Source organism: Afipia sp. GW823-FHT06G09, from assembly GCF_058794875.1.
In genome coordinates, this window is record NZ_JBXAHF010000003.1 from 55,727 (window position 1) to 76,540 (window position 20,814).

16 protein-coding genes are annotated in these 20,814 nt (G+C 55.2%); 9 read left to right on the forward strand and 7 right to left on the reverse strand.

What is annotated here, in order from left to right; genetic code table 11:
• Nucleotides 1-34: 34 nt before the first annotated feature.
• Both AC1Q67_RS12685 and AC1Q67_RS12690 read right to left on the reverse strand, forming a co-directional pair.
• Complete coding sequence (locus AC1Q67_RS12685) at nt 35-1,861, reverse strand: AMP-binding protein (RefSeq protein WP_492235773.1); 1,827 nt, start codon at nt 1,859-1,861, stop codon at nt 35-37.
• Nucleotides 1,862-1,967: 106 nt separating this feature from the next.
• Nucleotides 1,968-3,173 carry an ABC transporter substrate-binding protein gene (locus AC1Q67_RS12690; RefSeq protein WP_492235774.1) on the reverse strand — a complete coding sequence of 402 codons (1,206 nt, stop codon included), beginning with the start codon at nt 3,171-3,173 and terminating at the stop codon, nt 1,968-1,970.
• 604 nt (nt 3,174-3,777) lie between these two features.
• Here AC1Q67_RS12690 and AC1Q67_RS12695 point away from each other — a divergent pair.
• From AC1Q67_RS12695 to AC1Q67_RS12725, 7 genes are all read left to right on the forward strand, one after another.
• Nucleotides 3,778-4,602, forward strand: coding sequence for a class II aldolase/adducin family protein (locus AC1Q67_RS12695; protein ID WP_492235775.1), 825 nt, complete (start codon nt 3,778-3,780; stop codon nt 4,600-4,602).
• A gap of 40 nt (nt 4,603-4,642) precedes the next feature.
• Nucleotides 4,643-5,434: a class II aldolase/adducin family protein gene (locus AC1Q67_RS12700; protein WP_492235776.1), complete on the forward strand. Its 792-nt coding sequence runs from the start codon at nt 4,643-4,645 to the stop codon at nt 5,432-5,434.
• Between the two features lie 243 nt (nt 5,435-5,677).
• The gene (locus AC1Q67_RS12705) at nt 5,678-6,889 is read left to right on the forward strand and encodes an ABC transporter substrate-binding protein (RefSeq protein WP_492235777.1); all 1,212 of its coding nucleotides are present in this window, start codon (nt 5,678-5,680) and stop codon (nt 6,887-6,889) included.
• 115 nt (nt 6,890-7,004) lie between these two features.
• On the forward strand, nt 7,005-7,937 hold the full coding sequence (locus AC1Q67_RS12710) for a ketopantoate reductase family protein (protein ID WP_492235778.1): 933 nt from the start codon (nt 7,005-7,007) through the stop codon (nt 7,935-7,937).
• Nucleotides 7,938-8,024: 87 nt separating this feature from the next.
• Nucleotides 8,025-9,188, forward strand: a complete 1,164-nt coding sequence (locus AC1Q67_RS12715; protein WP_492235779.1) for a lactate 2-monooxygenase — start codon at nt 8,025-8,027, stop codon at nt 9,186-9,188.
• A 245-nt stretch (nt 9,189-9,433) separates the two neighbouring features.
• Nucleotides 9,434-9,565, forward strand: a complete 132-nt coding sequence (locus AC1Q67_RS12720) for a hypothetical protein (protein ID WP_492235780.1) — start codon at nt 9,434-9,436, stop codon at nt 9,563-9,565.
• Between the two features lie 293 nt (nt 9,566-9,858).
• Nucleotides 9,859-10,137 carry a hypothetical protein gene (locus tag AC1Q67_RS12725; RefSeq protein WP_492235781.1) on the forward strand — a complete coding sequence of 93 codons (279 nt, stop codon included), beginning with the start codon at nt 9,859-9,861 and terminating at the stop codon, nt 10,135-10,137.
• A gap of 118 nt (nt 10,138-10,255) precedes the next feature.
• On the opposite strand, the gene AC1Q67_RS12730 is transcribed toward AC1Q67_RS12725, so the two are convergent.
• Nucleotides 10,256-11,299 (reverse strand): alpha/beta fold hydrolase, encoded by a 1,044-nt coding sequence (locus AC1Q67_RS12730; protein ID WP_492235782.1) that lies wholly within the window; start codon nt 11,297-11,299, stop codon nt 10,256-10,258.
• 93 nt (nt 11,300-11,392) lie between these two features.
• Nucleotides 11,393-12,331 carry a LysR substrate-binding domain-containing protein gene (locus AC1Q67_RS12735; RefSeq protein ID WP_492235783.1) on the reverse strand — a complete coding sequence of 313 codons (939 nt, stop codon included), beginning with the start codon at nt 12,329-12,331 and terminating at the stop codon, nt 11,393-11,395.
• A 507-nt stretch (nt 12,332-12,838) separates the two neighbouring features.
• Here AC1Q67_RS12735 and AC1Q67_RS12740 point away from each other — a divergent pair.
• Both AC1Q67_RS12740 and AC1Q67_RS12745 read left to right on the forward strand, forming a co-directional pair.
• Nucleotides 12,839-13,288 carry a winged helix-turn-helix transcriptional regulator gene (locus AC1Q67_RS12740; RefSeq protein ID WP_492235784.1) on the forward strand — a complete coding sequence of 150 codons (450 nt, stop codon included), beginning with the start codon at nt 12,839-12,841 and terminating at the stop codon, nt 13,286-13,288.
• Between the two features lie 179 nt (nt 13,289-13,467).
• Complete coding sequence (locus AC1Q67_RS12745; protein WP_492235785.1) at nt 13,468-14,388, forward strand: NmrA family NAD(P)-binding protein; 921 nt, start codon at nt 13,468-13,470, stop codon at nt 14,386-14,388.
• A gap of 208 nt (nt 14,389-14,596) precedes the next feature.
• On the opposite strand, the gene AC1Q67_RS12750 is transcribed toward AC1Q67_RS12745, so the two are convergent.
• From AC1Q67_RS12750 to AC1Q67_RS12760, 3 genes are all read right to left on the reverse strand, one after another.
• Nucleotides 14,597-16,288: a long-chain-fatty-acid--CoA ligase gene (locus AC1Q67_RS12750; RefSeq protein WP_492235786.1), complete on the reverse strand. Its 1,692-nt coding sequence runs from the start codon at nt 16,286-16,288 to the stop codon at nt 14,597-14,599.
• A 199-nt stretch (nt 16,289-16,487) separates the two neighbouring features.
• Nucleotides 16,488-19,664: an efflux RND transporter permease subunit gene (locus AC1Q67_RS12755; protein WP_492235787.1), complete on the reverse strand. Its 3,177-nt coding sequence runs from the start codon at nt 19,662-19,664 to the stop codon at nt 16,488-16,490.
• Entirely contained in the window at nt 19,661-20,785 is a 1,125-nt protein-coding gene (locus AC1Q67_RS12760) for an efflux RND transporter periplasmic adaptor subunit (RefSeq protein ID WP_492235788.1), read from the reverse strand. Before AC1Q67_RS12760 ends, AC1Q67_RS12755 begins: the two co-directional genes overlap by 4 nt.
• Nucleotides 20,786-20,814 lie beyond the last annotated feature (29 nt).

The window sequence follows — 20,814 nt, forward strand, 5'->3', positions numbered from 1 at the left end:
CGTGCCTTTGCCAGCTTTTAGCACCGTATAGTATCTAAATAACAATAATCTGATCGTAGCGCTCAGTTGAATACAGCAGCTCAACGCGCGGTGCTCTATGGCTTAATACGGCACGTTGGTTGACGTAAGCTTTGTCGGTAATCTCTCCCGCTGCGAGTGAAGGAGGCTCTTCAAGAAGCGTGAAGGTACAAATGCGATCACTGCTTCCAACGCTCGCATTGTGCACTCTGAAACATTGCTGCAGAAAAGCGATTACGCCGGGGTCACTTGCCAGGTTCTCGGTTCCACCAACGGCATGCTCTTTTGCTCTGACGGGATTCACCCAGCCGAGCACCGCACACGATCCCCGATTCTCCCCAGCAATGACGGCATCTTGCAAGACACCGTGTGTCGCCGCCAACACTGCCGCGCGTAGATTTCCGACAACCACCCACGTTCCGTTTGCGAGCTTGAAATTCTCGGAAAGCCGACCCGTAAAGCGCAGACCCGTATGTGGATGAGCTGGATCGAGGAACGAGACCGTGTCACCTACCCGGTAAAATCCTTCGTCGTCAAAGGCTGCAGCCGTTACTTCCGGGCGTCCGAGATACCCAGGCGTCACATTGGGACCCCGGACCCGAATTTCATATGTATCGCCAGTTGGGATCAACTTTAACTCGAGGCCCGGCGCGGGCAATCCGAGTTCGCCCGGCTCTTCCGTTGCCCAATGCGTGGTGCTGATCGTTGGCGCAGTTTCTGTGGTGCCGTAACCAGACATCACAGGAATATGCGATCCCGTCGTAGTCTTCGCCAACTGGTACAGCTTGTCCAGTGTCGTTCGAGAGATTGCCGAGCCCGCATAACTGATCCGGTCAATATGCCGGAAGAAGCTAGCTCGCAAATCCGCATCAATCTCCAATGCCTCGCAAAGCAATGTGTAGCCGGCGGGAACGTTGAACATAGCGGTTGGCGATATTTCCTTCAGATTGGCGACGGTCTTATGAAACAACTGCGGAACCGGCCGGCCATCGTCGATATAAAGAGTGCCGCCTTGCTTGAGTATACCGTGAAGGATGACGTTGCTTCCCATTGTGTGATGCCATGGGAGCCATTCCACTTGAACCGGCTCTTCGCGCGGCTTCACGAGCAGCGATCCCATCTCGATCGCGCTGGCCATCATCAAATGTGTATTGATAACGCCCTTAGGTAGGCCTGTCGAACCAGACGTAAACAATATCTTGGCGGGTGCGTTATTGTCGATGGAGAGGAGCGCCTTCTCAAATGACGCACCTGGTTTTATCTCATAGAGCGACTTAATCGCTAGCGATCCGGCCTTCTGGTCAGCCGCAATCCAGGTTGCGCTGGCTAGCTCCGGAATAGTACGGGCGGCGGCGAAAACATCGCTGTCCTGCACAAAGACGAACGACGGTTTGAGCAGCGTACTGATGTCTTGCAGCCGCGCCAGGCCGCCGGGCATGATGGAATAATTCGGCGAAATCGGGGCCACCACCAGGCCAACCGACATCGCGGCAAACATAACAACTGCGTGCTCTATCGAATTGCCCGAAAGAATTGCGAGCTTATCTCCACGCTGCGCACCCCGATCAAGCAGAGCTTGGCCGACAGCCTGCACGCGCGCCCACATCTGCGAATAGGACACTTTTTCCCATGCACCGTCGCTGCCACGCTGGGCAAGAAATGTACGATCTGGTGCTTTTTGCGCCCACTTTGGAAGAAACTCTAAAATCGACCATTCTGGATTCTTGAACGCGATCGGCGATCTCAAAACAAGCGTGCCGTCGGCACGGGTCTCGATATTGACTACTCGTGGAGCAAAGTGCGGACCTTGCGGTGCTGTGCTGGACGCCGGTTTAACAGTCATGATTCAAGCTCTGCAAAATACGAAGAGACAACTGCCTACCGAAACGATATGTGATCGTCCGGCATGCGGGTGCGAGATGAAATGGAAGGGGCGCTAGGCCCCTTCCTCACTCAGACTTGTCATCGAGGGTGCCGCCGAATTGCTCCCACGTGGATCCGTTCCAACGCTGCAGTTGCAACTGCGTCCAGTTCATATTGCTGGATTCACTTGTGTTCACGAAAATTCCTGGAAACACAGTTGGCACTACCAAATTTTTGATCGACTTGGCCTGCTTGATAATATTGGCGCGCGAAAGATCGTTGCCGCACTGAATTAGAATTTGTTCGAGAATTTTGCCTTGGATGTATCCAGTCTGATAGCTGCCGTTCTGAATATCAGCACCCGGAAGATATTTGTCGAAGAAAGCCTTGTAGGCCTTGATGTCCTCATCTTTTTCCCATTTCGGATCGTTGGGATCCTTATTAAAGGTGCCAGCGACAACGCCAATCGAATTTTCAAGACCTGCTGGCTTCAACGTGCCACCGATCGAGGATGACGGGAAGTTCAAAATGATCTGAGCTTTCCAGCCAAGTTCCGCAGCCTTCCGGATCGCCTGGGCCGCAAATTTCGGGGTGCCCGCGATGAAGAGCGCCTCGGCACCCGTGCTTTTGAGATTCACGACCTGAGAATCGACGGTCGGCTCCGACACTTCATACTGGGCCGTGACGACGCGCTTATCAAAGTCGTCCTTGAAGAATGACTTAAACGCGCTGACATAATCTTTTCCGAGATCATCGTTTTGATACAGGATCGCGTATTTTTTGCCCGGCAAAGTTTTGTTGAGATACTTCGCGTGGATGCGACCCTCGACCATGTAGCTCACCAGACCTGTGGTGGTGAGGGGGTAATCGGCCACAACGGTGAATTTGCTCGAACCACTGACGATCCCGATGGATGGAATTCCCTTCGCCGTAAGGTATTTGGCCGTCGCCGAAATCCCTGGGGTGCCCAACTGGCTGAACATAAAGGCGATCTCATCGCTTTCAACGAGCTTACGCACATGCTCTACGGCCTTCGGTGGGCTGAAGGCGTCGTCCATCGCGATGTAATTGATCTTGCGGCCGTTGATACCACCACGATCATTTATCTGCTGCACGTAGGCCACAACGCCTCGCCCAACGAGACCGATCGAAGACGCCGGACCGCTAAACGGAAAGACTGCCCCGATCTTGATTTCGTTAGTGGTAACGCCAGGTTGTTCCGCAGCTATGGCAGACGCAGCAACTAGCGACAGGCCCACATATCCAGCGAACACGGCGAACTTTATATTCATAGCTTTCCTCCAGGCATTGAGCCTTGCACGCGCCGTCATGTTTCCTTGCCCAGTTCGGGAAAACTTTTCGATCGAACGCTCTACATGGCCCTCACGGGACTAGGTTAGCGTTCTTTTTTGGAATTCGTCAATCTTGTCCGATAACTTCAATAGTGACTACACGTTTTAGAAGTCACTACTTAAAACCGCGCTGCGAAACTAACACCGCTCCGGTAGGCCCCTGCCGAAGTCGTTGCTCGAAGCCGAGCCACGACAGCGCAACCTTCGTGAGAATACCCCGTACCGCCTCTCCTAGTATGGTTCCACGAAAGCCATTCCGTCACCGATTCACGCGGGTCGCACGAGTAGAGAACCCCTCTCGATCGCATTCGGCATGCATCAAGTAAGTAGATCGCTGAAAACACGCTCGCGCACGTTACACGACGCTCGCGTTTTGCGTCGCAGAAACTACGGGCACTTGTTGAGATATTCTCAGGAGCAGGGAAAAAAACTCAATTGAAGGTCCAGTTCTTATGCCTCACCTTCGCCGTCCAATCGGGACCCGACTTCTCGCCAACGGTTTGGAAGAGAAGTTGATCTGACATCGAAGCTGATCGGAGGACCTATGAACGCTCTCACACACAAACATAATCAGAAAGAAGATGCGGCTAAAAAGATCGGCCGAGGGTTACCTCAACCGCCCGTCTTCTCTACCCTCGCCGAAGAACGGCAGCATCGAAAAGAGCGTCTAGCAGCCGGTTTTCGGCTGTTTTCAAAATTCGGATTTGATGAAGGCGTTGCCGGCCATATCACCGCTCGGGATCCGGAATTTACCGACACATTCTGGGTAAACGGTTTTGGCATGAGCTTCAGTCAGATCAAGGCCTCTGATCTCATTCGTGTCGATCACACCGGCCATGTTGTCGAAGGGGATCATCCCGTGAACGCGGCTGCTTTCGCTATCCATTCAAGCGTTCACATGGCGCGACCGGAGTCCGTTGGAGCAGCTCACTCTCATTCTACTTATGGGCGTGCGTTTGCTGCTCTGGGCCGCAAGCTCGATCCCATTTCGCAGGACGCATGTGCCTTCTACAATGACCATGCGCTTTATGAAGACTATGGTGGAGTTGCTGTAGAGCTAAGCGAAGGTCAGCAGATCGTGCAGGCATTGGGAGCGCACAAAGCCGCGATCCTCCAAAACCATGGTCTGTTGACCGTCGGTCAAACAGTTGACGAGGCCGTTTGGTGGTTCATCACCATGGAAAGATCGTGCCAAGTCCAACTTCTCGCCGAAGCCGCTGCGGCACGTACCAACCAGCCGCTCAAGTTTATATCCGAGAGCTCGGCGCAGCAGGCCTTTAATGTTCTCGGCTCTCCCACCACCGGGTGGTTTCAGTTTCAAACGCTGTACGCCAAAATCGTCAAGGAGCAGCCAGACCTACTGAATTGATTGACGCAGACGTCACAATCAAAAAAGCAGGGAGGAACAAATGAACATTCAGACTTCGCCGAAGAGCGTCGGTCGCACCGCGATGACGGCTGATGAACGGATTGTCCGCGAAGATCTCGCTGCTCTCTATCATATTTTTTTTGATCGCGGCTGGTGCGAACATATCTACAATCACATCACAGCACTAGCGCCAGGTCCAAACCGGCATTTCCTGATCAACTCGTTTGGCTTGGCGTACAACGAAGTCAAAGCATCCAATCTTATCAAGGTAGATCTTGATGGAAATAAAGTAGAGGACATTCCGGGACGTGTGAACGTGCCGGGCTTCACGATTCATTCCGCTGTTCATGCGGAACGGCCGGACGCGCACTTTATTGCACATACACATACGACCGCGGGCGTGGCTGTGGCATGTACCGAAGAGGGATTGTCGCCGCACAATTTTTATGGAGCGATGCTTTTTGGGCAGGTCGCTTATCACGATTTTGAAGGGATCTCGACAGATCTCGTCGAGCGAGAGCGACTGGTGAAATCGCTCGGTGACAAGAACCACATGATCCTTCGACATCATGGCTTGCTAACCTGCGGCAGCACAGCGGCTGCAGCGTTGTTCCGGATGACGATACTTCAACGTGCCTGCGAGGTGCAGGTAATGGCGGCGGCGTTTGGCGCCAACTTACGCCCTCTTCCGCAAAACGTGCTGCGGCGAACTGAACGTCAAATGCAGAGCGAGGTCGCCAAAGGTTTTGATGAAAAAACATCCTTTGGCAGCGATTCGTTTCTCGCTTATCGCCGCGAACTCGACGCAAAGAAATCACCCTACAGGGACTGACCACAAGGTCGGCCCAAAATTCCCTCGCCAGCACCCGGAGGGTCGTCAGCCCGCAGAGAAAAACACCGTGTCATGCTGAAGCGGTTGGCGCGTGGGGGATACTTGCCGACAAAGAGGAGATGAAGTCGCGGCGAGCACCGCATGCTCGTTCAAGACACACTCCCAAGAAAACTGATCCGCCATCAAGGCGGAGGGATTGAAAAAGAGAAACGCCAAATGCGCTATAACGAGGAGGAAATATAGATGATACGGACGCATTTTTTGGTCGCCGGTGCGGTGCTGGCTTTGCTACCTGCGTTGTCGTTGCAAGTTACGAATGCCCAGGAGATGCCTGGCGTGACCACAACGGAAATAAAGGTGGGTTCAACATTTCCGTTCAGCGGTCCCGCCTCGGCGTTGGGCAACATAGGCAAGGCGCTGATAGCTTATGTTGACTACATCAATGACACGGGAGGCGTGAACGGCCGCAAAATCAAGTTTATCGCTCTTGACGATGCCTACACACCGAGCAAATCCGTCGAACAAAATCGTAAGCTCGTAGAGAGTGACGAGGTCGCGTTTATCTTCAGCCCGCTTGGGACTGCGAGCATCACAGCGAACTTGAAATATCTAAATAACAAAAAAGTGCCACAGCTTTTTGTCGTTGCGGGGGCAGACAAGTTCACGGACCATGTCACGTATCCCTACACAACGACCGGCATGCCGAGTTACAATACGGAAGGCAAGGTTTACGCGAAATTCATAAACGAGAAAGTGCCTAATGGGCGCATCGCGATTCTCTACCAGAACGATGACATGGGAAAGGATCTTGTCGGAGGCGTTCGGTCCTTTCTGAAGGACGATTTTGATAAACGCGTCATAGCCAAAGCCTACGAGACGACGGATCCGACGATTGATTCCCAGATCGTGACGCTCAAAAGCTCTGGTGCGGAAGCGTTCTTCTTCGCGGGATCGCCCAAATTTGGCGCGCAAGCCATACGGAAAGTTCGTGAAATCGGCTGGAATCCTCTGACGGTCATCAACGTCGCATCCAGTTCGGTCGCCGGCGCACTTGTCCCGGCAGGCCTCGACAACGCGAAGGGGGTGACAACCAGTACTTTCCAGAAAGACCCTACGGATCCGAAATGGAGCGATGACCCGGCGATCAAAAACTACCGGACATTCCTAGCCAAATACATGCCAAATGCGGATATTGCTGAGACCTTCTACGTCCTCGGCGTCACTCAAGGCGAAATTTTAAAGAAGATACTGGAGCAGTGTGGCAACGATCTCACCCGCGAGAACATCCTGAAGCAGGCTCTCAATCTGAAGAACTTTTCGCCCTCATTGGCCGCTCGAGGGCTGACGATCAACACCAGCCCTACCAACAATCAGGCCTATCTGGCGCTCCAGCTTCAGACCTTTGACGGAAAAACCTGGGTTCCGTTTGGGGGGCCTGTGGGCGCTGCGGACTAATCGCGGACATTCGCGAAACCAAATCACTGGAGCTGCAAGAAGGCCGCTCCAGCGAGCGCGCGGGAAACGTAGTCGCGCGCAACAGCAATCTTTTGAGTTCTAGGAGGAGATGATCTTGCGGATACTTGTTATTGGAGCCGGCGCGCTGGGCGGATATTTCGGCGCGAGGTTGATTGCTGCAGGTCGCGATGTCACATTTCTTGCGCGACCAAAGCGAGCTGAAGCTCTCGCAAAAAATGGGCTTTTCGTAAGAAGCGTGTTCGGCGATCTTCGCTTGAATTCTCCGCCAACTGTGACGGCGGATAAGTTGACGAAACCGTTCGATCTCATCCTCTTGAGTTGCAAGGCTTACGATCTCGATGGAGCGATCGAATCCTTTACTCCGGCGGTGGGCGATAGCACTGTTATTATCCCCTTGTTGAACGGAATGCGCCATCTTGACGTATTGAACGCGCGCTTCGGCGAGAGGAACGTTTTCGGAGGCCAGTGCGCCATCTCGGCGACGCTCTCAGCTGATGGTCACATCGAGCACCTGGTGGAATTGCATACACTGAGTTTCGGTGAGCAGAATGGCCGCGCATCGGAACATCGCGGAGCAATTCTCAAAGCACTATCTGACGCCAATTTTGTGGCTCAGGCGAGCGAGAGCATCTTGCATGAGATGTGGGAGAAGTGGGTCTTCATCGCGACGGTCGCGGGCGCGACTTGCCTGCTGCGGGCCTCGATCGGCGATACAGTGACTGCCGGCGCATCCGACGTCGTGATGAAGCTGCTCGACGAGTGCATCGGGATCGCTACAAAGCGGGGCTACGAACCGCGCGGACCCTATATCGAGCGTATGCGTTCGCTGTTTACGATGCCGGGTTCGCCTCTGACGGCTTCGATGTTGCGGGATATTGAGCGGGGTGCCCCAACCGAAGGCGACCATATCCTCGGCGACCTGTTGGAGCGCAGTGGAGGAGACGTTGCCACTCCGTTGCTGAGGGCAGCCTACGCCCATGTGACGTCGTATAAGGCGCGTCATGCCCGCGAGACGACTGCCCGGTGATCTAGAACCCCGGTGCGAGTGTATTATGACCTTGCGGGTAAGCGATCCGATTGCTGCCCGATCCACTTAAGAAGTGCGGAGAAATAGTTGGCACACTTTGGCGACTATCAGATGGAGATTTATGGGGCCGGCCTGAGTGGACGGCTCCCGAAGCTGCCGGTCAATTTTAGCGAAATTGAAGCCCGTGCCCATGCAGCGATGCCTCCCGAACTGATATCATACGTAGCTGGAGGCTGCGGTAACGAGCACACACAGAATCTTAACGTAACAGCGTTCGAACGCTGGGGTTTGATACCGCGGATGTTTGTGGGCGCAGACAAGCGCGACCTGTCGATCAATCTTTTTGGAATTTCGCTTCCATCGCCGACATTCATGAGTCCGATTGGCGTCATCGGCCTTTGTGCGCAGGATGGCCAAGGTGACCTCGCAACCGCACGCGCCGCGCAACGAACTGGCGTGCCCATGATGGCGTCGACGTTCAGCAACGCTCCCCTCGAAAAAGTTGCCGGCGAATTTGGCGATACGCCCGGTTTTTTCCAGCTTTATACACCCACTGACCGCTCCATTGCCGAAAGCCTGGTTCATCGCGCGGAGGCCGCGTGCTTCAGGGGAATTGTCGTTACGCTGGACACGTGGATTACCGGATGGCGTCCGCGCGATCTCAATCGATCGAATTTCCCATTTATGCGAGGGTTTGCCCTCGCCAACTATTTCTCCGACCCGGTATTTCGCGCCTCTCTAGCAAAGCCTCCTGAGGAAGATCCGCAGGCGGCGGTGATGAGCTGGGGCAAAATCTTCGGTAATCCTTTGAAATGGGACGACCTGCCGTGGTTGCGATCGTTGACGAAACTTCCATTGATCGTGAAAGGCATCTGTCATCCAGATGATGCCAGACGAGCGATCGACGGAGGCGTCGATGGAATTTTCTGTTCAAATCACGGAGGCCGTCAAGCAAATGGCGGTATCGCTGCAATCGATCTCCTGCCGGGAGTGGTAAAGGCCTCCGGCAACACGCCGGTGTTATTTGACTCCGGTGTCCGTTCGGGAACGGATGTCGTCAAGGCGCTAGCTCTTGGCGCCACCGCAGTGGGCATCGGACGGCCTTACGCCTACGGTCTGGCGCTTGATGGTATCGACGGCATTGTTCACGTCCTCCGATCGATCCTGGCGGAGGCGGACCTGCTGATGGCTGTCGATGGCTACCCACGAATAGCCGACCTGACGCCCTCCTCACTTATGGCGCTTCGATAAGCAGCCCAGCAGCGCTGGCCGTACCCGTATACCGAAGTCAAATGGAGCGGACAATGATTGGAGAGAACGAAAACTTCGGTGGCACGTGGCCATTTGCACCTCACTACTTTTCGGGCAATGGATTTCGGATGCATTACGTCGATGAGGGGCACGGCGATCCTATCGTCTGCCTTCATGGTGAGCCGACGTGGGGATATCTCTATCGTCGTTTCATTCCGCCTCTCTCGTAGACGCATCGAGTCATCGTGCCTGACCATATAGGTTTTGGGAAAAGCGAGACTCCGCGCGATCGCCATTACTCTTTGAAGTATCACGTCGAGAATTTATCCGGATTGATAGATGCGCTCGATCTGAAGAACGTCACCCTCGTGATGTAGGACTGGGGCGGACTTATTGGAGCCGCATACGCGATACGCAATCTCGAGCGGATCAAGCGACTGTTCTTCCTGAACACGTTGTCGGGTTACGGGAAAATCCCGTTCGTCAAGACAACTCGTTGGTTCGGCTTCATCAAAAAGCATCATGATGCGAACACTCTGCACGAGGTACTCGGAAATCTCGATGTGAATGTTCTCAGTATCATGAAGATCATCGGTTCGAGAATTCGGCCGCCGTCGACAATGACTGGATTGCGGCTTACAGCGCGCCATTTCCTACGAAAGAGGACTGCGTGGGCGCGATCGAATTTCCGCTCGATGCGCTTCTGGGGCGGATTGCGCCCTATATCCAGGAAGGCTTCCCGCTACTGAAAAATCCGCAATCCAAACCGGCAATGCTGACCGTGGGATTGAAGGACACCGCTATCGCGCCCGATACGCAAATCGCGGACTTTCAGGCTGTCTGGCCGGGCCGTGCGATCGTCAAGCTGCCGAACGCGGGGCATTTCAGCCAGGAAGATGAGCCCGATACGATCATTGCGCTGGTTCAGCAGTTCATCCAGAGCACGTAGTCCAGCGCGACACTTTAGCACCTGCTTTCGGTGCTGAATGACGTGTCAGCCATGCGATGTCTCACGTTTTCGATGGAAGCCGCTCGTTAAGCGTGCTCTCGATGAGCACCTCGCAGCTTCATGGAGTGCGCTGGAACGGCCACGCTTCGCCGACTTCCGTTGCAAGCCAACGGGCAAGGTGTGCATTGACATGCGTCGGACGTTCCTGCGCCATCCAGTGACCGGAGGGAACTCGTCGCATCGTCAGCTTGCGCGCAAATATCTTCATCGGATCCACGAGCCGTGATATGATGGTCTCGCAGGTGTAGTCGAACTCTGCTTCGAGAAAAAGCACAGGCATATCGAGGTAACCGCCGTTCACGGCTTCGGCAGCATAGGCTGCGTTCGCATCGTCATTCATATATAGCGAGTCGGTGCCGAAGAAGCCCGTGCGTTTGTAGGCAGATACATAAGCGCTGAGATCCGTCTCCGAGAGCAGGCGCTCGTCTCGTGGGAGATCCGGCGCGGACGACCTGCCCCCGAACCATCCGCCCTCACGCCGCACCTGTGAGAGGAGCGCAGGCTTGCCGTTCCCTTCGGGATTACCCGAGCGGAACAGCAGCTTGAAGGTCGCCTCAACATTTGCTTCCATCGCCTGCGCCGCTTTTGAAAAGTTCTCGCTGTAGAACCGATAATACTCGAAGTTGCCGTAAGGATACTCGCTCTCGGGGTAGGTTTGCCGATCTAGTAGAGGCAGAATAGCCTGCAATCCAAACTCGAAGGTTCGGTAGGGAAGATTGAGCCCAGCAACCGCGATGCATCGGTCGGGATGGTGGCTCGCGACGTTCCAAACCACAGGCGCACCCCAGTCATGGCCCACCCAAATCGCCTTCTCTGCGCCCATAGAATCGAGAAGCTCAATCATATCGGCTACAATCTCGCGCTGAGCATAGGACTCGTGCCGATCATAAAAAGTTGAGCGACCGTGACCGCGCAAATCAGGGGCAATAACGCGGAAGCCAAGATTCCCGAAAACCGGCAGCTGATGACGCCAGCTTAGGGAAAGCTCCGGCCAGCCATGTATGAAGATGAGCGGTACGCCGTCGTGAGGACCGGCGGAAATATAGAAAGATGTATGCCGGGACGAGCGGGACGTGCTTTCTGAAATTTGCGCAAACGACATCGCATAGTCTCCGTAAGCAACCTTCTATATGGATGGATTGGCGTGCGCGAGATTATGGGGTGACCTCGCAGAGAAGGCAATCAGCAGCTTGCTTCAGAACCCAAGCCGCTTAGCCTCCAATTCCAATTTTCTCGAAACGCTGACCAACCATTTATAAACGGCTTTTACTTTCAACGAATCCTGGGCAGCGCTTCCGCATACAAAGTAAAAATCGCTTCCGCCTCTAAAGTTGAAGGATGGAATGGGTGGTGCACAGAGCGCGCCTGATAGGACCCTTGGAACTAGAAGCGGTAATGGTGCGAGGATCACTCCCACTCCTGACTCGGCCATTTGAATGGCAGTCAAAAGACTATCGCTAACTAGATTTGGCTCATCCTTTTGAGTGCCGCAGACGGCGTCACTGTCACGCAGCCACTTATGCCAAAGAACTGGCGCTCCCAGAAAGTCTATCAACGGCATTTGAGCGATGTCGCTGGCAGCTTTAATCGGCGCAAACTTGTCCCATAATTCTTTATTTGCGAGCGGGACTAGGCGCGAGTTAAAAAGACGATACGCAGTCAATCCCTCGAATGGCGGCCTACCCACGCAAACAGCTGCATCGAACAACTCCGCGTCGACGTCGAGACTTGTGTTCCTCGCTTCCAATTGAAGGTGAAGTTTGGGATTCGCCTTTCGAAAGTCCTCTAGATGAGGAAGCGCGGCCAGCATTGCAAACGTGGGGGTGGTAATGACATGGACGACAGGATCTTTTCGGAGCCCTTCCAGGAGTTCGTTAGCTCGGAACAAATGACTAAACGCCTGGATAATCGGCGGAGCGTAGATGGCTCCCTCACTGGTCAATCGGACGTGCCGCCCCTTCACCTCGATCAGTTGAATTCCAACATGCGCTTCCAAGGCTCTTAATTGGTGACTTATCGCGGAAGGCGTAACATTCAAATACTCTGACGCCATCTTCACGCTACCAAGGCGCGACACCGCCTCGAAAGCTCGAAGACTTGCCAATGGTGGAAGCGAAGAAGAGATGCGCTGCATTGCGAATTAGCGTCCCTCGGGCGGCATCGGCGGATCTTGGTCTGGCGTTGGCACTGTCCTTTGGAGACGGCCGCTTATCTGCACCAGAATTGCGCCATGGTCCGCCTATCACTCTAAGCCAAGATTAAGAAGCGGAGCTTTTCTTCAACGCATTACTTCATAAAAGATAGTCACTGTAATCAAGATATTTATCCGATGCAAGATCACAGGATCTTGGAGGCGCCGCGCGCGAAACGCAGCCTCATGCGTAATCCCGCAAGGCTTGTACATTAGTGACTATCTAAAGTATAGTAACGTTGATTATTGCTGTAGCGTGAAATCGCCTTCGTCAGTGGAGCTGGGGTTGGTTGTGATTAGATGTGTCAAAGGCTCGATCGACAGGAGACGTTGTGCCCCTGACGGCATTCGTCGCGGGCAGGCACGCTTGCCCACATTGGAGGCGCGCTCTAAAGTGATTGGAGCTGCATCGGTGCTTTTGAGTCCGCCCCTCGGCCAGAGTGAGAGAACATGCCCAAGAAGAGCTTCGGACAGGCTTGTGCGGTATCCCGCACGCTAGACATTGTAGGCGAGCGCTGGACTCTCTTGATTATCCGGGAGTTGCTGTCTGGTACATTGCGGTTTCAGGACATTCAGGAAAAGCTTCCCGGCATCGTTGCGAGCCTCTTGTCAAATCGACTCAAGACTCTGGAAGAGCACGACATAATCTCCAGAGAGTATTATTCGGAGTACCCGCCCCGGGCAGCCTATGCTTTGACGAAAAAGGGACGCGAGCTAGGGATTGTTATAAGTGCGCTTGGGCGCTGGGGAGTGCGCCATTTAGGCGCCAAGATGAGTAAAGCGGTCAAGCACACGACATGCGGCCATGCGCTTGAGTTACATCAGTATTGCCCTCATTGTGAAGAAGCTGTGCACACTGGTGACGTCACCGTTGTTGAACGGTCCCTCAAAGCGCAGTGAAACCTGCCGTTAGGTCACCCGCGGTGGAGGGTTCCCGTTTCACGTAAACGGTTTTTTCCACGCTGTCCTCGTTAAATCAGACTATTTGAATGCCTTGAAGTTCAACGGCAACTTGTTGCATATTACTATAAAAAAGATAGTCTATTGATATTATAGACCAATAAGATAGGATTGACACAATGACCTATGATCGTCCCATTCTCGTGACCGGAGCAGCCGGCCAAGTAGGCGCGGTGGGCCGATCAATCACCGAAATCCTTTTGGATCGCGGCTTCAAGGTCCGGGCTATGGTTCGAACGAATGACGACCGCGCCGAGGCGCTTCGCGTACGCGGCGCCGAGATCGTTGTGGGAGACCTCCTGGATCTGAAATCCATTCACGCGGCGATAGAAGGTTGTGAGCGCGTGTATTTTGGAATGTCCATCACGTCCACTTATCTGGAAGCGGCAGTTAATATGGCTGCGGTCGCCAGGCATCATGGCGTCAAGGCTCTGGTGAACATGTCCCAGCTCACCGTGGCCGAGATGAGCGTTCATGAGACCACCACCAGCCCCCAGCAAAAACAGCATTGGCTTTCAGAACAGATCTTTAGCTGGTCGGGGCTTCCTGTCGTGGAAGTTCGGCCGACGGTCTTTCTTGATGCCTTCTTCCTCCGGCTTGCTGCACCGGCTGTCTCAACGCAGAACAAGCTCATGCTTCCGTTTGGCGGCGGCAAAACCTCTCCGATTGCGGCGTTCGACGCGGCGCGCGTGATTGCAGAAATCCTGGCGGATCCTGCGCCTCATATTGGCAAAGTGTATGCTTTGACCGGTCCGGTCTCTCAGGATCTCAATGGCGTAGCGAAGGAATTTACTGAAGCGCTCAAACGGCCGATTACTTATGTTCCGGTACCTGTCGAAAGTTTCAAGGAACGATTTGCAGCAATGGGGCTGCCCCCGCATCTCGCAACACATCTGACGACGATGTGCTTGCTTCATCAAGCCAATCGCTATGATCGCTATTCCGACGATGTCCGCCAGATCACCGGCGCTCCAGCGATGAGCGTTCGGCAATTCGTGGAGCGGAATGCGGCAACGTTCAACTCGGTTGCTGCCTCGTAACCGGCAATGTTCGGAGCACTCAAGATCTGAAACGACGACGTATCCCAGTAAGCTTCGGATGAAGCGACATGTGGTTCGCCGCCGAACCAATCGATGTTCGGAATCGGCGTGGGAATGCCCCGTTTCGTCAATGAGGGGAGTATTCCCGGTGGTGCTGGCATCGCGGGCGAGGATCTAAATCCCTCGCCCCGCGTTCATTCAAGCGTCGTCATTCGGCTGACAACTGCTGGGCCTTCAGCTCGCGCAATTCACGTCGCAAAATCTTTCCCACATTGCTCTTGGGCAACTCTAATACAAATTCGACATGCTTCGGCACTTTGTAAGGGGTCAACTGCGTTGCCGCAAAGCGAACTATGTCCGCAGCCGTCAGCGCGGGATTGGATGACACGACGAAGACCTTGACCGCCTCCGTTGATTTTAAGTCAGGCACACCAACAACAGCGCATTCGACGACAGACGGGTGCTGACTGATGACTTCCTCGATCTCGTTCGGGTACACGTTAAAACCAGACACGATAATCATGTCCTTCTTCCGGTCCACGATCCGAGTGGATCCATCGGGCGACATAACTCCGACATCCCCCGTGCGGAAAAACCCATCACTCGTAAATGCACGTTCCGTTTCGTCTGGTCTGTTCCAATAACCGGCCATAACTTGAGGCCCCTTGGCGCAAATCTCGCCGGGCTCCCCTATCGGCGCCTCGTTGCCGCTGTCGTCGCGAATGGAAATATAGGTCGACGATACCGGAAGACCGATGGTGCCGGAAAATTCTTTCAGATGTGTCGGTGTGATGGTCAAGACTGGCGAAGTTTCGGACAGGCCATAGCCCTCGGACAGAACACATCCTGTGGTTGTCAACCATTTGTCTGCAACGACCTTCTGCGTCGCCATGCCGCCACAGATAGCGAGTTTCAGCTCAGAGAAATCCACTTTGTGGAAATCTGCATCGCGCAGCAGGCCGTTGTACAGGGTATTGATGCAAGCGAAGATGTGCACCTTGTAGTTTTGAAGTTCTTTCACGAAGCCGGGAATATCCCTCGGATTAACGATGAGGAGGCTGATGCCTCCTGAGCGCACCGAGAACAGGAAGGAAACCGTGAGCGCGAAAATATGATAAAGTGGTAGCGCGCACAGAGTGAAGATTGGATCGACGATCGGCGGCTTCGCGAAGGCCGGCTTGATCCACTCGTCGATCTGCAGCAGGTTGGCAACCAAGTTGCGATGAATCAGCGTCGCGCCTTTGGAAACGCCGGTCGTTCCGCCGGTATACTGAAGAAACGCGGCGTCTTCCGGCCCGACCTGAGACGTTGCGAGCGTCATCCGACGGCCCGCCGCCAGTGCGTCCTTGAAGGGAACGGCACCCGCGATAGAGAAAGCGGGCACCATCTTCCTGACCTTCCGGACCACAAAATTCACGATCAGTCCGCGCAGGCCCAGAAGATCGCCCGTTGACGCAACGACTACGTGCCTGACGGCCGTTTTAGGCAGGGCCTTCAGAAGCGTGGCCGCGAAATTCTCTAGCACCAGGATGGCTTCAGCGCCGGAATCTTTAAGCTGATGCTCGAGTTCTCTCGGCGTGTAGAGCGGGTTCACGTTCACGACAGTGTACCCCGCCCGAAGGGCAGCGATAATCGCGATGGGATTCTGCAAAACGTTTGGCATCATCACCGCCACGCGAGCGCCCTTCGCGAGGCCCTTGCTTTGAAGGTAGGCGCCCAACGCAGCGGACATCTCGTCGAGCTCGCGATAGGTCAGCGACCGGCCCATGCAAATCATTGCTGTGCGATCTGAATAGGTCGCAAAACTCTCCTCGAAAATATCGATCAGTGACGCGTATCGATTGACATCAATGTCCGCCGCCACGCCTTCTGAGTAACTCTTGAGCCAAAATCGTTCCATAGTGCTTCCTCCTTGGAAAAATGGCGCTTTTGCGCTCTTTAGTTGGTGAACTTTTAGCAGTCTGCGTCCGGTTACAGCGAGGCAAGACCACGGTGCTGCTGGTCATGCAAGGACACGTCCACTCTCCTTCGAGCCGCTAACAGTAGGCTGCTGCAGCTTGCGAAATCTGCGCCTTTGATCTCTCTGGCTGAATTGTCGGTCAGGTATGTTCCCTGATTTTGACCACTTGAGCATCAGGTGCGTTGGTGCCACCCGACCGGTCGTTCGAATCGGGCGTGCGAAAAGCGAGATCTTCGTGTGCGAGCGGCGCGTTATCTAGATCGTCTGTTGTGATTGGCTTGATCCTGAACCATGCGGCGTACAGCGCCGGCAGGAACAGCAAGGTCAGCGCAGTGCCAACTGCAGTGCCGCCGATCAGCGTATAAGCCATCGATCCCCAAAAGACCGAGTGGGTGAGCGGAATGAATGCCAGAACAGCAGCAAGCGCCGTCAACACCACAGGCCGCGTGCGCTGGACTGTCGCCTCGATGACGGCATGATAATCATCGAGTCCGGCGGCCTGGTTCTCCTTGATCTGTTCCGTCAGGATCAAGGTATTGCGCATCAAGATGCCGGCAAGCCCGATCAAGCCCAGAATGGCATTAAATCCAAAAGGCTGATTGAAGATGAGAAGCATAGGTACGACACCGACAACACCAAGGGGAGCCGTTAACATCACCATAGCCATGGTTGAGAATGATCGAACCTGCAACATGATCACGATCATCATGGCGGCGATCATGACCGGAAAGATTTTCCCGAGTGCATCGTTTGCCTTGGTTGCCTCTTCGATCGACCCTCCCATCTCGATCCGGTAGCCTTCTGGCAACGAGGCGATCAGCGGCTGTAGTGCGATCAGGATTTCCTTGGACACTTCAGGCGGCTGCGTCGCTTCGTTTATGTCCGAGCGTATCGTGATCGTGGGGATCCGGTCACGACGCTTCATTATGGGCTCTTCGTATCTGATCTCCGAACGGCCGATTTGATCGAGCGGTATCTGGCGGCCATCTCGGCTGGTCAACGAAAAGTCTGCAAGGCGGCTCGGGTCAAGCCGTTCGCCACCCGCGCTGCGCGCGACAATCGCCACGTTCCGGATGTTTTCCCGAATTTGCGTGATCGTTACGCCGGTCAGGAGAAACTGAAGCTGCTGGGCGGCATCCACCGGTGACAGGCCGATGAGATTCAGGCGGTCTTGATCGGGAATGAACCGCAGCACGGGAGAGCGATTGCCCCAGTCGCGATTGGCCTGCCGTACATCGGGTACGCTGCGCATCAATTCAAGCGCCCGCTCCGAAAGGCCGTAGAGCTTGGCTGGATCGGGCCCCATGATGCGAAACTCGACCGGGAATGGCGTGTAGGGTCCAAATACAAGCTGGGCTACGCGCACAGACGCCTCGGCTGCAAGCCCGTCAGCAACGGCTTTCCGCAGCTTGTGCTTCAGATCTTCGCGAGCTTCGGCGTCCGGCGTCAGAACAACAATCTTGGCGAACGACGGGTCAGGCAACTCTGGCGCCATGGCGAAGAAGAACCGCGGTGCGCCCTGGCCGACATAGCTCGTCACGATTTTCGCGTTCGACTGGTTTTCAAGCCAGTGTTCGATCTTCGCCACCGTGGCTGTTGTCGTACCGATGCTGGTGCCTTCCGGAAGACGGACTTCGACCAGGAGTTCGGGGCGGTCCGAGGTCGGGAAGAACTGCTGCTTAAGTGCACCCATGCCGATGATCGAAAGAGCGAATGCTATCCCGACAACAGCGCTGGTCAGAAACTTGTGACGGACGGCGTACGCAATCGCTCGCCTGAGGCGGCGATAGTACGGGGTATCATAGATCGCATGATGGCCGCCTTCGACCGGCTTGATCGCAGGCAGCATCTTGACGCCCAGATAGGGCGTGAAGATCACTGCAACGAGCCACGAGACGATCAGAGCAAAGCCAACAACCCAAAAGATGTTGCCGGCATACTCTCCTGCGGTCGAGCGCGCGAAACCGACAGGCAGGAAACCTGCGATCGTCACGAACGTACCTGACAGCATCGGGGCCGCGGTGTGGCTCCAAGCATAGGCCGCAGCCTTGATGCGATCCATCCCCTCTTCCATTTTAACAACCATCACCTCAATGGCGATGATTGCATCATCCACGAGAAGACCGAGTGCGAGGATCAGCGCACCGAGCGTAATGCGATCGAAGAAGCGGCCCGTCTCTAGCATGATCAGGAACACGGCGGCCAACGTCAGAGGAACGGCAGCGGCCACCACAATACCGACGCGCCAGCCAAGGCTGATCAGACTGACGAGAAGAACCACGCCAAGCGCCATCGCGAACTTCATCATGAACTCATTGACGGCCGACGAAATATTGACGGCCTGGTCGGTCACCTTGGCGAGTGTCATTCCGAGAGGCAGCGTGCGCGTAACGGCTGCGGATTTGTCTTCGAGGGCCTTGCCGAGTTGGAGCCCGTTCCAGCCTTCCTGCATCACGACGCCCAGCATGATGGTAGGCTCACCCTGATGACGGATGAGAAAGGTCGGAGGATCTTCATAGCCCCGGCGAACCTCTGCGATATCGGAAAGCTTCAAAGTTCTGCCTGACGCAACAATGGGCGTGTCAGCAATGGTCTGGACACTGTCATAAGCGCCATCGAGTCGGATGAAGACCTGCGGCCCCTTCGTATCGATCGATCCTGCCGGTGTGACAATGTTCTGACGTCGCAAGGCGAGAGCCAGATCCTGAGTCGATATACCTAGCGTTGCGAGTTTCGCGTAAGAGAACTCAACGAAAACTTGTTCGGGGCGCTCGCCGAGGATGTTGACCTTCTTGACGCCCGGCACATGCAGAAGATCTTGCCGGATCGCCTCTGCCTGCCGGACCAGATCGCGCATCGGCATCCCCTTTGCCTTCAAGGCATAAAGGGCGAAACTGACATCCGAGTATTCATCATTTACAAAGGGGCCCAACACACCTGACGGCAGATTGCGAGCCTCGTCGCCAAGTTTCTTTCGAGCTTGATAGAACTCCTCGAGAACCTGGGTTGGCGGCGTGCTGTCCTTGAGCGTAACCGTCAGAAAAGCATATCCTGGCCGTGTCATTGTCTCGACGCGGTCGTACCAGGTCAGTTCTTGAATCCGCTTTTCAAGCGGTTCGGCAACCAGATCCTGCATCTCTCGCGCCGTCGCGCCAGGCCATGCGGTCGTGACGGTAAGGGTCTTGATCGTAAAGGAAGGATCTTCAGCGCGGCCGAGCATGGAAAAGGCGATAGCGCCGGCTGCCGTTAGCAGCATGATAAAGAACAACGTGACCGATCGCTCGCGAACCGCCAGCGCGGAAAGATTGAGGCTCATCGTTTCATCGCCTCTGGCTGGAGGCTTGTCTTGACGCGCTCGCCTTCCCGAAGAAGCGACGCTCCGAGTCCTACGATCGAATCCCCAGCCTTGACGCCTGAGACCACGGCTGTTTCGTCACCGAGCCGTTTGATCTTGACGGGAACGAAGCGGACGGTTGAGGACACGAAGTCTATGGCCCATACGCCGGTTCGGCTGCCATCATCAAGCACAGCGCCGACGGGAACGGCAGCGTCTGTTTGATCACTGTGATCTGCGATCCTAATCGTCACCGTCGCGCCGAGCGGTGTTGCGCCCGCCTCGCTCTCAAGCACGTAGCGCGCTTCGTAGGTGCGTGTTTGAGTGTCCGCGGCGTCTGAGATCTGTCGCAAACGGGCTTTCCAGCGGCGTCCACTGTTGCCAAAAACTGTAGCCTCTGCGGCGGAGCCGAGAGCTGGCCGTACAGTCTCAGGAAGCGCGACCATTGCTTCACGCGGTCCGGCATGCGCCAATTGAACAACTGTCTGCCCCGCGGCGACCACCTGTCCTGGCTCGCCGAGCGTTGCGACAATCGTACCATCGGCGTCGGCCACGAGCGCAGAATAAGCCGTCGCGTTCTCTGCTACTTTGGCTTCGGCTGCCGCCGCATCAAATTGAGCCTGCGCCGTATCAAGCGCAGCTTTCGCCTGTTCGTAACGCTGAGGGGTTGCAGCGAGCCCGCCTTGCACAAGGACTGCGTAGCGTTTCTCGTCAGCGCTCGCCTGAACCAAGACTGCACGAGCGGCCGCAACCGCGTTTCGTTTCGCTGTCAAGGCAAGGCTCAGGTCGGTTTCGTCGATGCGCATCAGTGGCTGGCCGGCGCGAACCTGTTGGCCGACATCGACCAAGCGTTCCGTAATCTTTCCGGGAACGCGGAAACCTAGATTGCTTTGTACCCGGGCGGCGATCGTTCCGGTGAATGCACGTTCGACACCCCCGGCCCTCTTGGCTTCCACGATCTTGACGAGGCGCGGAGCAGTGCGCGGGTCATTGCCGGCGGTTGCGTCAGCCGTTCGCGAGGCAAGGGATACAGCTACCAAGCCTGCGCTTCCTAAAATAACCGCGGAAACACAGAGTGTTATGATGACATAGCGTCGTTTCATATTCGGCTGCCCTTTGGCGAAAAGACCGT

Bases quoted from the DNA above. Each gene is read 5' to 3' on its own strand.
- AC1Q67_RS12685 (WP_492235773.1), bottom strand. From the start codon at position 1,861: ATGACTGTTAAACCGGCGTCCAGCACAGCACCGCAAGGTCCGCACTTT.
- AC1Q67_RS12690 (WP_492235774.1), bottom strand. From the start codon at position 3,173: ATGAATATAAAGTTCGCCGTGTTCGCTGGATATGTGGGCCTGTCGCTA.
- AC1Q67_RS12695 (WP_492235775.1), top strand. From the start codon at position 3,778: ATGAACGCTCTCACACACAAACATAATCAGAAAGAAGATGCGGCTAAA.
- AC1Q67_RS12700 (WP_492235776.1), top strand. From the start codon at position 4,643: ATGAACATTCAGACTTCGCCGAAGAGCGTCGGTCGCACCGCGATGACG.
- AC1Q67_RS12705 (WP_492235777.1), top strand. From the start codon at position 5,678: ATGATACGGACGCATTTTTTGGTCGCCGGTGCGGTGCTGGCTTTGCTA.
- AC1Q67_RS12730 (WP_492235782.1), bottom strand. From the start codon at position 11,299: ATGTCGTTTGCGCAAATTTCAGAAAGCACGTCCCGCTCGTCCCGGCAT.
- AC1Q67_RS12735 (WP_492235783.1), bottom strand. From the start codon at position 12,331: ATGCAGCGCATCTCTTCTTCGCTTCCACCATTGGCAAGTCTTCGAGCT.
- AC1Q67_RS12740 (WP_492235784.1), top strand. From the start codon at position 12,839: ATGCCCAAGAAGAGCTTCGGACAGGCTTGTGCGGTATCCCGCACGCTA.
- AC1Q67_RS12745 (WP_492235785.1), top strand. From the start codon at position 13,468: ATGACCTATGATCGTCCCATTCTCGTGACCGGAGCAGCCGGCCAAGTA.
- AC1Q67_RS12750 (WP_492235786.1), bottom strand. From the start codon at position 16,288: ATGGAACGATTTTGGCTCAAGAGTTACTCAGAAGGCGTGGCGGCGGAC.
- AC1Q67_RS12755 (WP_492235787.1), bottom strand. From the start codon at position 19,664: ATGAGCCTCAATCTTTCCGCGCTGGCGGTTCGCGAGCGATCGGTCACG.
- AC1Q67_RS12760 (WP_492235788.1), bottom strand. From the start codon at position 20,785: ATGAAACGACGCTATGTCATCATAACACTCTGTGTTTCCGCGGTTATT.